The following is a 12,337-nucleotide window of genomic DNA, read 5'->3' as shown; positions in this document are numbered from 1 at the left end:
CGTCACCCTCGACGCCCGCCGCCGCGACAGCGCCAAAAGCGCCCTCATCACCCTCGTCGAACACGCCCTCCTCGCCCGACTCCGGTGACCGCGGGCGCCGAGCCTGCGGGAAGCGCGCGAGCACCTGTGGCCCGTCGGACTCCACGCGGAGTCCGACGGGCCACGGGCGTTCCCGGGAGCGGCTACTCGGTGGGCTCCAGGCCCGCCCTGACCAGGCCGTAGGTGTACGCGTCCTCCAGCGCCAGCCAGGAGGCGGCGATCACGTTGTCGGCCACACCCACCGTCGACCAGGTGGTGGTGCCGTCGGTGGACTCGATCAGCACCCGGGTCTTGGACCCGGTGCCGTGCTGCCCCTCCAGGATGCGGACCTTGTAGTCCACCAGCTCGAAGCCGGCCAGCGGCGGGTAGATGCCCTCCAGGGCCGCGCGCAGCGCCTGGTCCAGCGCGTCGACCGGGCCGTTTCCCTCGCCGGTGGCGATCCGGCGCTCGCCCTTGGCCCACAGCTTGACGGTGGCCTCGTTGCCCGCGAAGCCCTTCGGGCCCTGCTCGCTGATGGTCCGCCAGGACTCCAGGGTGTAGAAGCGGTCCCGGCTGCCGCGCACCTCGTCGCGCAGCAGCAGCTCGAAGGAGGCGTCGGCGGACTCGTAGGTGTAGCCGAGGTTCTCCTGCTCCTTCACCTTGGCCACCACCCGGCCGGCCAGGTCCCGGTCGCTGGAGAGGTCGTAGCCGAGTTCCTTGCCCTTGAGCTCGACGGAGGCCCGGCCGGCCATGTCGGAGACCAGCATCCGCATGGTGTTGCCGACCCGCTCGGGGTCGATGTGCTGGTACAGGTCGGGGTCGACCTTGATCGCGGAGGCGTGCAGGCCCGCCTTGTGGGCGAAGGCCGAGAAGCCGACGTACGGCTGGTGGGTGGCGGGGGTCAGGTTGACCAGCTCGGCGATCGCGTGCGAGATCCGGGTCATCTCGGCCAGCCGGCCCGCGGGCAGCACCCGGCGGTCGTACTTGATCTCCAGCGCGCCGACCACCGGGAACAGGTTGGCGTTGCCGACCCGCTCGCCGTAGCCGTTGGCGGTGCACTGGACGTGGGTCGCGCCGGCGTCCACCGCGGCCAGGGTGTTGGCCACGGCGCAGCCGGTGTCGTCCTGGGCGTGGATGCCGAGCCTGGCACCCGTCCTGGCGAGCACGTCGGCGACGATCTCCCGGACGCCGCCCGGCAGCATCCCGCCGTTGGTGTCGCAGAGCACCACCACGTCCGCCCCGGCCTCGTGCGCGGCACGGACCACCGCCACGGCGTACTCGGGGTTCGCCCGGTACCCGTCGAAGAAGTGCTCGCAGTCGATGAACACCCGCCGCCCCTGGGCGCGCAGGAACGCGACGCTGTCCCTGACCATCTCCAGGTTCTCGTCCAGGGTGGTGCGCAGCGCCAGCTCCACGTGCCGGTCGTGCGCCTTGGCCACCAGGGTGATCACGGGCGCGCCGGAGGCGACCAGCGCGGCCAGCTGCGGGTCCTCCGCGGCCTTGCCGCCGGCCCTGCGGGTGGCGCCGAAGGCGACCAGCCGGGCGTGCTCCAGCTCCAGCTCGGCGGCGGCGCGGGCGAAGAACTCGGTGTCGCGCGGGTTGGCCCCGGGCCAGCCGCCCTCGATGAAGCCGACCCCGAACTCGTCCAGGTGCCGGGCGATGGCCAGCTTGTCCGCCACCGTCAGGTTGATGCCCTCCCGCTGTGCTCCGTCGCGCAGCGTGGTGTCGAAGACGTGGAAACTGTCGTCGGTACGGGTGACCTCGGTCATGACCCCTGGTTCTCCGTTTCGGGGAGGTTGGTACTGCTCTGCCGGATGTCGTCCCGGCTCCACTGTCCAGGATCCCGCGCGCGGTCCCGGTGTCCCCGGGCCCCTTGTGGGGGCCCTCGGCCGGTCCGGGGGAGGTGCTCGATGGGGCGGTGCCCAAAAAGCAAAAGACCCCTCGCGGGTGCGAGAGGTCTGCGCGCGGGTCTGGACGCTCGTGGTCGCTCCGCATCGGGTCCTGCGGGAGCGGTCACTGCGGACCGGCGCGCCTGCTGCTAATAATCATCGACAGCGTGGACACGCTCGCAGTCTGGCACAGCTTCCGGGATCCGGCCCGCCCCGTCTCGCGATGCGAAACGGGGCAGGCCGGGCGGGGTGCCGACTCAGACGATCTTGTGCAGCCAGCGGTGGGTGTCCGGGGTCTGGCCGCCCTGGATCGACAGCAGCGCCCGGCGCAGCTCCATGGTGACCGGGCCGGGCTCGCCGGCGCCGACGGTCCAGTCGGCGGCGGCGGACTTCACCGAGCCGACCGGGGTGATGACGGCGGCGGTGCCGCAGGCGAAGACCTCGGTGAGGGTGCCGTCGGCGTTGGCCTGCTGCCACTCGTCGGTGGAGATCCTCCGCTCCTCGACGGCGTAGCCGAGGTCGGAGGCGAGCTGGAGCAGCGAGTCACGGGTGATGCCGGGCAGCAGGGCGCCGGACAGCTCCGGGGTGACGATCCTGGCGTCCTTGCCCTCGCCGAAGACGAAGTACAGGTTCATCCCGCCCATCTCCTCGACCCACCGGTGCTCGGCGGCGTCGAGCCAGACCACCTGGTCGCAGCCCTTCTCGGCGGCCTGGGCCTGGGCGACCAGCGAGGCGGCGTAGTTGCCGGCGCACTTGGCGGCGCCGGTGCCGCCGGGCGCGGCCCGGACGTACTCCTTGGAGAGCCAGACCGAGACCGGCTTGATGCCGCCCTGGAAGTAGGCGCCGGCCGGCGAGGCGATGATCATGAACAGGTAGGAGTTCGCCGGGCGGACGCCCAGGCCGACCTCGGTGGCGAACATGAACGGGCGCAGGTAGAGGCTCTGCTCCGGCTCGTTCGGGACCCACTCCTGCTCCTGGCGGACCAGCAGCTCGACGGCCTCGACGAAGGTCTCCACCGGCAGCTCCGGCATCGCCAGGCGGCGGGCCGAGGCCTGGAAGCGGGCGGCGTTGGCCTCCGGACGGAAGGTGGCGATGGAGCCGTCGGCCTGGCGGTAGGCCTTCAGACCCTCGAAGATCGCCTGACCGTAGTGCAGGGTCATGTTCGCCGGGTCGATCTCCAGCGGCGCGTACGGCGCCAGCTGGGCGTCGTGCCAGCCCACGCCCTCGGTCCAGCGGATGGTGACCATGTGGTCGGTGAAGACCCGGCCGAAGCCGGGGTTGGCCAGCCGGGCCTCGCGCTCCGCTGCGGGCAGCGGGTGGGCGGAAGGCTTGAGGTCGAACGTGATGGGCGCCTGGGTGGCCGTGCTCATGGCTGTTTCCTTCACCGTGGGGTTGGTCCGGGCCGCCACCGCCTGCGGATACTTTCGGCAAAGATCACCGAAACGGACGCAGAACGGCACGGCCCACTGTCGATACTCGCATCCAGAGGGCCGTGCCGAACAGCTGCCCGCCCTGTTTCAGGGCGGCACGCTGCGGATATGCGGTCCGGCCCGCCGGGCCGGAACCTTGTCGGGTCCGGCCCGCTAGCCGGAACCCCGCTCTCGGATCCGGCCCGCTAGCCGGAACCCCGCTCTCGGATCCGGCCCGCTAGCCGGAACCCCGCTCTCGGATCCGGCCCGCTAGCCGGATACTCGGGCGACGAGCGCGTCGCCGACCTGCGAGGTGCTGCGGGCGCCGGAGCGCTCGGTCAGGTCCGCGGCGACGGCGGCCTCGACCTTGGCGGCCTCGGCGGCGAAGCCGAGGTGCTCCAGCAGCATCGCGACCGACAGCACGGTGGCGGTCGGGTCGGCCTTGCCCTGGCCCGCGATGTCCGGCGCCGAACCGTGCACCGGCTCGAACATGGACGGGAACTCGCCGCTCGGGTTGATGTTGCCGCTCGCGGCCAGGCCGATCCCGCCGGTGACGGCGGCGGCCAGGTCGGTCAGGATGTCGCCGAAGAGGTTGTCGGTGACGATGACGTCGAACCGCTCCGGCTGGGTGACGAAGAAGATGGTCGCCGCGTCCACGTGCAGGTAGTCGGTGGTGACCTCGGGGAACTCCGCGCCGACCTCGGCGAAGATCCGCGTCCACAGGTGCCCGGCGTGCACCAGCACGTTGTTCTTGTGCACCAGGGTGAGCTTCTTGCGCGGCCGCGCCTGCGCCCGGCGGTAGGCGTCGCGCACCACGCGCTCGATGCCGTACGCGGTGTTCAGGCTGACCTCGGTGGCCACCTCCTGCGGCGTCCCGGTGCGCAGCGTGCCGCCGTTGCCGACGTACGGGCCCTCGGTGCCCTCGCGGACGACCACGAAGTCGATCTCCGGCTGACCGCCCAGCGGGGACTGCACGCCGGGGAAGAGCCGGCCGGGACGCAGGTTGATGTGGTGGTCGAAGGCGAACCGCAGCTTGAGCAGCAGCCCCCGCTCCAGCACGCCGGACGGCACGCTCGGGTCGCCGATGGCGCCCAGCAGGATCGCGTCGTGGGACTTCAGCTCCGCCAGCACGTCGTCCGGGAGGGTCTCGCCGGTCCGGTGGTAGCGCCGGGCCCCGAGGTCGTACTCGGTGGTCTCCAGCTTCACGTCGGAGGGAAGCGCGACACCCAGGACCTTGAGGCCTTCGGCCACGACTTCCTGGCCGATGCCGTCACCGGGAACAACTGCGAGACGAATGGTGCGAGACATGCTCGGACCCTACTCCGCCGTCCCAGGTACTGACACCACGCGTCCACGATCCGGACGTTCAGGTCAGGTCGATCTCGATGTCGAAGGGCTGATCGACCTTCAGTTGCTTGTGGTGGATCCCGGTCGGGACGTACCGCTTGGAGGCCGGTTCAAGCTCGAACGTGTAAACCACGGGACGGCCCTCGTTGCACTCGACGCGCCAGAAGTGGCGAATGCCGGCAGCCGCGTACTTACGCGGTTTGATCTCCCGGTCACGCTCGCGGGACTCCTCGGAGACCACCTCGACCGCCAGAAGAACGTGCTCGGCGGATAGGCCCGTCTGGCGATAGCCGGTGTCGGAGTCCTCGTGGACCACCAGCAGATCGGGCTCCGGTCGATTCCGGCGGTCGAGCGTGACCGTCATCTCGGGCCGCACCTCCCAGCCCTCCGGAACCGCGGCCTCCAGCCCTCGCTCCAGCACTCGCTTCGCTCGCACGTGGAACTTTGTCTGTGGACTCACGAAGATCAGGCTCCCGTCGAGCAGTTCGGTGTGCGGCGGGAGATCAGGCAGCCGGTCGAGATCCTCTGCGGTGTAGCCACCAGCAGGAGGCCGAATCCAGTCGGGGTACGGCGCGATGCTCATGGTTCCTCCCATACGGGGATTCCGGCGGCCGTTCCAGGCTACTCGGCGAAACCGTCCCTGGAACCAGTCTTTCGAGGGAGCGCGCCGGGGACGGTGGGGCGCCCCCGGCGCGGCGGTCACGGCAGGTCGAGCACCTGGGCCCGCCGGCCGGCCGGGTTGAGGTGGTACAGCAGCAGGAGCCGCGTGGGGTCGCCCTCCGCCCGGCGCGCGGCGAGGACGGCGCCGGGGCCCGCCGGGGCCATCACGGCGGCCGGGCCGGTGAGGCCGGACCGCGCGGTGAGCGCCGGGTGCAGGACGTCCAGGGGGACGGACGGGCGGGTGCCGTCCAGCCCGATGGCGGAGAGGGCCTCGGCCACGTCCGGTGTGCCGCCCCCGGTGTAGCCGGTCCACACGCCGTAGTGGACGGTGCTGTGCCCGGGCGTGATGCCGGGCAGGGCGCTCAGCCGGACGGGCAGCAGCAGAACGTCGCTGTCCAGCAGCCCGGTGTCGGTGTCGCCCCGGCGGGCGTTGAGCGGCTGGACGTCGAGTTCGGCCCCGGTACGGGCGTCCAGGGCGCGGGAGACCAGGACGTCGCCGCCGCGCTGCCGGTCGGCCTTGAGGATGACGTCGGTGCTGCCGTCGCCGTCGGTGTCCAGCGCCACCCGCACCCCGTACAGTCCCACCGGCGTCACCGCGGGCTCCCACAACTGCGCTCCCACGTACAGCAGTTCGGAGTCGACGGCGGCGCCCGCCGCGCGCAGGTCGGCGGACCGCTCGCCTGGGTGCTCGACGCAGGTCTCCTCCTCCGCCTGGTCCGTCCCCTCCCCCGCGTCCGCGGGCCGGATGCCCGCGCCCGGCCGGGCCGCCGCGCCGCTGCCGGCGGCCTGGCAGTCGGGCCGGCGGGGCCCCTCGCCGCCGAGCGCGAGGGCGCTGACCAGCCCGGACTGTTCGCCCGGCGCGGCGCGGCCGCCGAGGGCGACCAGGGTGCCGTCCCTGGCGGTGCGGACGGTGGCCGCCGCCGTGAGGTCGCCGGTCGGGCGCGGGGCGGCCAGCACCGGGATCCGCAGCTGCGGCGGCCCGTCGTCCCCGACCGGCGTGAGCAGCACCCGGCCGGAGAGTTCGCCCCGGTAGCTGCGGGCCCGGCCGCCCTGCACGGTGTCGATGGTCGGGTCGGGCACGCGCCCCAGCTCCCCCGGGACGGACAGCGTCACCCGCACCCGCGCGGTGCCGCCCGCCGGGACGTCCACCCGGGCCGGGGCCACCCGGTAGGAGGCGCCGGGCAGTTCGGTGGCCGCCGCGTACGAGGTGCGGTAGCCCAGCGGCGTTCCCGAGGTGTTGCGCACCTCGATCTCCCGGGTCGACGCGGTCGGCCCGCCCACCTCGACCGGTCCGAAGGAGACCCCGACGCCGCCCTCCACCGCGCCCTCCCCCGCCGCGTAGGCGACGGCGGGCGTGCGGACCGCCCGGTCCACCCGGACCCGTCCGGCCCCGGTGCGCTCGGGCCCGTAGACCGGCCCGCCGTGGTCGTCGTCGAGGTAGGTGTCCACGGTGGTGTTCATCAGCGCGGCCTTGACCTGCTCGACCGGCCAGTCCGGGTGCGCGGCGCGGACCAGCGCGGCGAGCCCGGCCACGTGCGGGGTGGCCATCGAGGTGCCGCTCTCGCGCTGGCCGCCGGAGCCGCTGCCGACCAGAGTGGACCAGATGCTCTCGCCGGGGGCCGCCAGGTCGGGCTTGACCACGCCGGGCACGCCGATGCCGCGCGAGGTGAAGTCGGTCAGGGTGTCGGCCCTGGCCGGCTGGTCCTGCGGGACGGAGCCGTGCAGCGTGTTGCCGGGCGCGGCGAGCCGCACCCGCACCGGCCCGGCGGCCGAGGCCTGCCGCAGCCGCTCGCCGTCGGCGCGCGCCAGCAGGACGGCCGGGACGCGGTCGTTGCCGGCGATCTCGGCGAGGTGGTCGGAGTCCGCGGCGTACAGCGCGCCGATCGCGCCCGCGTCGGCGGCGTGGTCGGCGCGCGGTCCGGAGTTGCAGGCCCGGTCGGCCTCCCGGGTGCGCCAGGTGAGCAGCGCGATCCGTCCGGCCAGCCGCCGTCTGTCGGCCTCGCTGAAGTCGGCGCAGCCGTCGGACTGGTCTGCGGGCAGGGCGAGTTCGCCGCTGACGTCGGCGGTGGACCAGCCCTGGTAGCGCTCGCTCCAGTGCGCCGGGACGACCCCGGCCTGCGCGGCGGGGGCGAGCACGGTGATGCCGTCCACGTCGGCGTGTCCGTGCACCGAGGCGGCGACGGTGATCGCCCGGGCGGCGGTGCCCGGGCTGCCGCCGATGCCGTACACGTCGCCGTCGTTGCCGGCCGCCGCGACCACGACGGTGCCCAGTTCGGCGAGCCGGTCGACGGCCAGGGCGTCGGTGTCGTCGGTGCTGCCGAAGCGGCTGCCGAGCGAGAGGTTGACGACGTCCAGCCGGTCGCTCAGGTCGCCGTCCCCGTTCGGGTCTGCGGCCAGGTCGAGCGCCTCGGTGACCCGGTCGGTGGAGCCGTCGCAGCCGAACACCCGGATCGCGTACAGCTGGGCGCCCGGGGCGGTGCCGGGGCCGATCCGGAAGGCGGCCGGGTCCAGCCCCGGCCCGTACGGACCGGTGTACGGCCGGCCGTCGGCGGTGACGCCGTACCCGGCCGCGGTGCCGGCCACGTGGGTGCCGTGCCCGTTGCGCACGCAGTCGATCGGGTTGTCGCTGGGGTGCGGCACCGGCTGGTGGTGCGGGGAGGCCGGATCGGGGTCGTAGTCGTCGCCGACCAGGTCCTTGCCGCCGACCACCTTGGCGTTGGGGAACAGCGCGGGCGGCGCCGGCCTGCCGCGCTCGACCGAGCGGAACGCCTCCTCGGTGCCCGGGCCGCCGAAGTCGGCGTGGGTGTAGTCGATGCCGCTGTCGACGATCCCGATCCGGGTGCCCCGGCCGGTCCCGGTGGCCGGGTCGCCGGCCCAGACCCGCGGGGCGCCGGTCAGCGGGACGGAGTGGGCGTTGTCGCGCCGCTTGACGACGATCGGGTGGACGGCCAGGACGCCGGGCAGCGCCCGCAGCGCGGGCAGCCGGTCGGCGGGCGCGTCGACCGCGAGGCCGGTGAGCACGGTCCGGGTGCGGTAGAGCTCCCGGGCGGCGGGGGCCGCGCGGTGGACTGCCCCGGCGAGCCGGTCGAGCGCGTCCCCGGCCGAGGAGCGCTGGGCCGCGCCGGCCCGGGCGGCCTCCCGGTGGACGGCCTCCGGGGAGCGCTGGGCCCGCCGGGCCCCGTCGGCGGCGCGCCGCCAGGCCGGACCGGCCGCCTCGGTGGTGAGTTCGAGCAGGACGGAGGCCGTTCGGCCGGCCCCCGGAGGTCCGGCGGCCGGTGGCCCCGCGGACGGTGGGCCCGCGGACGGTGGGCCCGCGGACGGTGGGCCGCCCGCCGCCGGGGTGGCGGCGAGGACGGCGCTCCCGGCCAGCAGGGCCAGGGTGAGGCCGATCCGGGCGGCGGGTCGGCGGACGGGTGGCAGACGCACTGGGCCCTCTCCCCCGGCAGGGGGACTGATCCGCACTCCGTGTCGCTGACGCCCGCCCGTGCGGACGTCGATCACCCCTCCCGGAGGCCCCAAATTAGGATGATCGCGCCGACGGGGACGAGCAACTTCCCTCGGATGGAACGGGGTTGCACTCTACTGGGTGACGGCCGGCCACCCCGTACGGCCCATTCGACCGATGAACGCCAGCGTCGCCCCGACGATGGGAGCCGGGCGCTCAGTGGCCGGTCACGCCGCCGTTGTCCCGGCGGTCCAGCGAGCGCTGGAGGGCGGCGGCCGCGAAGGGGTTCCGCTCGGCGGCCCGGCGGCGGCGCGGGGCGCGGACGGCGGTGGCGGCGGGGGTGGACGTGGCGTGGCGGTCGGCGGCGGTCGGCGACATACCGGGCTCCTCGGAAGCGGCGCTGCGCGAGCAGCGCGAGGGGGAGGGAGGTGCCGCGCGCAGCGCCCCGGGACGGGCGCCGACGGGCGGCGGAGGGTACGCGCGGAGCAGGGATCGCCTGCTCGGAGGGCGCACGCGCACACGGGCCGCGAGCCCTGGCTACAGGGGCGGCACACCGTATGGCCCTTCCACGGTACGACCCCGTCCCGGCCGTGTCTGCACGAATACTTGGATTTCCTACTATCTGAGACGGGCGTCACCCGGGGGAACGCGGCGAGGCCCGGACCACCGTGCGAACGGTGGTCCGGGCCCCGGAGGAGCGTGCGAACTCAGCCCAGGTCGACCGAGCGCGCGAAGCGGGCGCCGATCTCGGCGGCGATGGCCGAGAGCACCTCCTGCGGGATCTCGGTGTCCACGGTGATGGAGGCCAGCGCGTCGCCGCCGTCGCGGGCGACCTGCATGCCGGCGATGTTGATGCCCGCGTCGCCGAGGTGGCGGCCGAGCACGCCGACCACACCGGGGCGGTCCTCGTACTTGAAGAAGGCCATGTGGTCGGTGAGCGCGACGTCCACGTCGAAGGCGTCCACGCCGACGATCTTCTGGGTCTGCTTGGGGCCGGCCAGCGTGCCGGAGATGGCGATCTCCCCGCCGCCCGAGAGCGTGCCGCGGACGGTGATCACGTTGCGGTGCTCGGCGCTCTCGCTGGAGGTGGTCAGACGGACCTCCACGCCGCGCTCCTGGGCGAACAGCGGGGCGTTGACGTAGGACACCGTCTCCGCCACGACGTCCTCGAACACGCCCTTCAGCGCGGACAGTTCGAGCACCTTCACGTCGTGCTGGGTGATCTCGCCGCGGACCTCGACGTCGAGGCGGACGGCCACCTCGCCGGCCAGCGCGGTGAAGATCCGGCCGAGCTTCTCGGCGAGCGGCAGGCCCGGGCGGACGTCCTCGGCGATCACGCCGCCCTGGACGTTCACCGCGTCCGGCACCAGCTCGCCGGCCAGCGCCAGGCGCACCGACCTGGCGACCGCGATGCCGGCCTTCTCCTGCGCCTCGTCGGTGGAGGCGCCCAGGTGCGGGGTGGCGACCACGTTGTCGAAGGCGAACAGCGGGGAGTCGGTGCACGGCTCCTTGGCGTACACGTCCAGGCCCGCGCCGGCCACCCGGCCCTCGCGCAGGGCGCTGGCGAGCGCCTCCTCGTCCACGATGCCGCCACGGGCGGCGTTCACGATGCGGACGGTCGGCTTGACCTTGTGCAGCGCCTCGTCGCCGATCAGGCCGATGGTCTCCGGGGTCTTCGGGAGGTGGACGGTGATGAAGTCCGAGACCTCCAGCAGCTCCTCCAGCGAGACCAGCTTGACGCCCATCTGCGCGGCGCGGGCGGCCTGGATGTAGGGGTCGTACGCGACGATCTTCATCCCGAACGCGGACATCCGCTGCGCGACCAGGACGCCGATCCGGCCGAGGCCGACCACGCCGAGGGTCTTCTCGCTCAGCTCGACGCCGGTGTACTTGTTGCGCTTCCACTCGCCCTGCTTGAGCGCGGCGTTGGCCGGCGCGATGTTGCGGGCGACGGAGACCAGCAGGCCGCAGGCCAGCTCGGCGGCGGTCACGATGTTGGAGGTCGGCGCGTTGACGACCATCACGCCGGCCTTGGTGGCGGCGGCGACGTCCACGTTGTCCAGGCCGACGCCGGCCCGGGCGACCACCTTGAGCTTGCGGGCGGCGGCCAGCGCCTCCGCGTCGACCTTGGTGGCGGAGCGGATCAGGATCGCGTCGACGTCGGCGATCGCGGTGAGCAGCTCGGTGCGGTCGGCGCCGTTGCAGTGGCGGATCTCGAAGTCGGGGCCGAGGGCGTCGACGGTGGCGGGCGAAAGCTCTTCGGCGATCAGTACGACGCCGGTCTTCGCAGTGGTCACAGTGCTCACGACAGTGGGTCCTTAACTGTCCGGTCCCCCCGGGCACGTAGGTGGCGTGGAGGGCGGGGGAAGGTGGCATGCCGCGTGAGTAGACGCACGACGCTGTGGGCCTGACGCGCACTCGGAGTGTATCGACGGGGTGGGTAGCGGGCTGCTCCCGTCCGGCGAAATCACCCGGACGAGAGCAGCCTACTTGTACAAGGACGTAACAAAACCGGGGCCGGGAAAACGGCCCGGAGGAGGTCAGGCGTTCTCGTTGACCCAGCTCATCAGCGAGCGCAGCTTCTTGCCGGTGGTCTCCAGCAGGTGGTCCTCGTCGGCCTTCTTGTACTCGTTGTACTTGGGCAGACCCGCCTTGTACTCGGCGATCCAGGTGTTGGCGAAGGTGCCGTCCTGGATCTCGGTGAGGACCTTCTTCATCTCGGCCTTGGTGGCGTCGGTGATGATCCGCGGGCCGGTGACGTAGTCGCCCCACTCGGCGGTCTCGGAGACCGACCAGCGCATCTTCTCCAGGCCGCCCTCGTACATCAGGTCGACGATGAGCTTCAGCTCGTGCAGGCACTCGAAGTAGGCGATCTCCGGCTGGTAGCCGGCCTCGACCAGGGTCTCGAACCCGGCCTTCACCAGGGCGGCGGTGCCACCGCAGAGGACGGCCTGCTCACCGAACAGGTCGGTCTCGGTCTCCTCGGTGAAGGTGGTCTTGATGACGCCGGCCTTGGTGGCGCCCAGGCCCTTGGCGTACGACAGCGCCAGGTCGAAGGCCTTGCCCGAGGCGTCCTGCTCGACCGCGACGATCGCGGGGACGCCGCGGCCCTCCTCGTACTGGCGGCGGACCAGGTGGCCCGGGCCCTTCGGGGCGACCATGCAGACGTCGACGTCCGCCGGGGGCTTGATGAAGCCGAAGCGGATGTTCAGGCCGTGACCGAAGAACAGGGCGTCGCCGGCCTTCAGGTGCGGGGCGATGTCGGCCTCGTAGACGTCGGCCTGGATCGGGTCCGGGACCAGGATCATGATGACGTCGGCCTCGGCCGCGGCCTCGGCCGGGGTGACGACGCGCAGGCCGGCCTCCTCCGCCTTGGCACGGGAGGTGGACTCGGGCTTCAGGCCGACCCGGACGTCGGCGCCGGAGTCGCGCAGCGACAGCGCGTGGGCGTGGCCCTGGCTGCCGTAGCCGATGACCGCGACCTTGCGGCCCTGGATGATGGACAGGTCGGCGTCGTCTTCGTAGAACAGCTCGGCCACGGGGGTACTTCTCCTTGCGTGATGGATGCC

The 12,337-nt window shown here is 73.1% G+C and carries 8 protein-coding genes and 1 pseudogene; 1 reads left to right on the top strand and 8 read right to left on the bottom strand.

What is annotated here, in order from left to right; translation table 11 throughout:
* Positions 1-88: pseudogene (locus ACZ7C5_RS16255) on the top strand (ATP-binding protein); the annotation flags it as partial.
* A 94-nt stretch (positions 89-182) separates the two neighbouring features.
* On the opposite strand, the gene cimA reads toward ACZ7C5_RS16255, so the two are convergent.
* The 8 genes from cimA to ilvC form a co-directional block, all read right to left on the bottom strand.
* Positions 183-1,787 carry a citramalate synthase gene (gene cimA / locus ACZ7C5_RS16250; RefSeq protein ID WP_401083721.1) on the bottom strand — a complete coding sequence of 535 codons (1,605 nt, stop codon included), beginning with the start codon at positions 1,785-1,787 and terminating at the stop codon, positions 183-185.
* Between the two features lie 377 nt (positions 1,788-2,164).
* On the bottom strand, positions 2,165-3,277 hold the full coding sequence (locus ACZ7C5_RS16245; protein ID WP_188297101.1) for a branched-chain amino acid aminotransferase: 1,113 nt from the start codon (positions 3,275-3,277) through the stop codon (positions 2,165-2,167).
* Between the two features lie 309 nt (positions 3,278-3,586).
* A complete protein-coding gene (locus tag ACZ7C5_RS16240; protein WP_401083719.1) occupies positions 3,587-4,624 on the bottom strand; it encodes a 3-isopropylmalate dehydrogenase in 1,038 nt (345 codons plus the stop codon).
* A gap of 58 nt (positions 4,625-4,682) precedes the next feature.
* The gene (locus ACZ7C5_RS16235; protein ID WP_470322778.1) at positions 4,683-5,246 is read right to left on the bottom strand and encodes a Uma2 family endonuclease; all 564 of its coding nucleotides are present in this window, start codon (positions 5,244-5,246) and stop codon (positions 4,683-4,685) included.
* A gap of 116 nt (positions 5,247-5,362) precedes the next feature.
* Complete coding sequence (locus ACZ7C5_RS16230) at positions 5,363-8,749, bottom strand: S8 family serine peptidase (RefSeq protein WP_470322777.1); 3,387 nt, start codon at positions 8,747-8,749, stop codon at positions 5,363-5,365.
* A gap of 235 nt (positions 8,750-8,984) precedes the next feature.
* A complete protein-coding gene (locus ACZ7C5_RS16225) occupies positions 8,985-9,146 on the bottom strand; it encodes a hypothetical protein (protein ID WP_401083713.1) in 162 nt (53 codons plus the stop codon).
* Positions 9,147-9,475: 329 nt separating this feature from the next.
* Positions 9,476-11,065, bottom strand: a complete 1,590-nt coding sequence (gene serA, locus ACZ7C5_RS16220; RefSeq protein ID WP_188296767.1) for a phosphoglycerate dehydrogenase — start codon at positions 11,063-11,065, stop codon at positions 9,476-9,478.
* A 243-nt stretch (positions 11,066-11,308) separates the two neighbouring features.
* On the bottom strand, positions 11,309-12,307 hold the full coding sequence (gene ilvC, locus ACZ7C5_RS16215; RefSeq protein ID WP_188296764.1) for a ketol-acid reductoisomerase: 999 nt from the start codon (positions 12,305-12,307) through the stop codon (positions 11,309-11,311).
* Between the last annotated feature and the right edge of the window lie 30 nt (positions 12,308-12,337).

The organism is Kitasatospora sp. NPDC036993, from assembly GCF_055607525.1.
This window is presented reverse-complemented; position numbering and strand designations above follow the sequence as displayed.

What these genes read in the sequence shown, in the direction of transcription:
- cimA (WP_401083721.1), bottom strand. Translation starts at nt 1,787, where the DNA reads ATGACCGAGGTCACCCGTACCGACGACAGTTTCCACGTCTTCGACACC.
- ACZ7C5_RS16245 (WP_188297101.1), bottom strand. Translation starts at nt 3,277, where the DNA reads ATGAGCACGGCCACCCAGGCGCCCATCACGTTCGACCTCAAGCCTTCC.
- ACZ7C5_RS16240 (WP_401083719.1), bottom strand. Translation starts at nt 4,624, where the DNA reads ATGTCTCGCACCATTCGTCTCGCAGTTGTTCCCGGTGACGGCATCGGC.
- ACZ7C5_RS16235 (WP_470322778.1), bottom strand. Translation starts at nt 5,246, where the DNA reads ATGAGCATCGCGCCGTACCCCGACTGGATTCGGCCTCCTGCTGGTGGC.
- ACZ7C5_RS16225 (WP_401083713.1), bottom strand. Translation starts at nt 9,146, where the DNA reads ATGTCGCCGACCGCCGCCGACCGCCACGCCACGTCCACCCCCGCCGCC.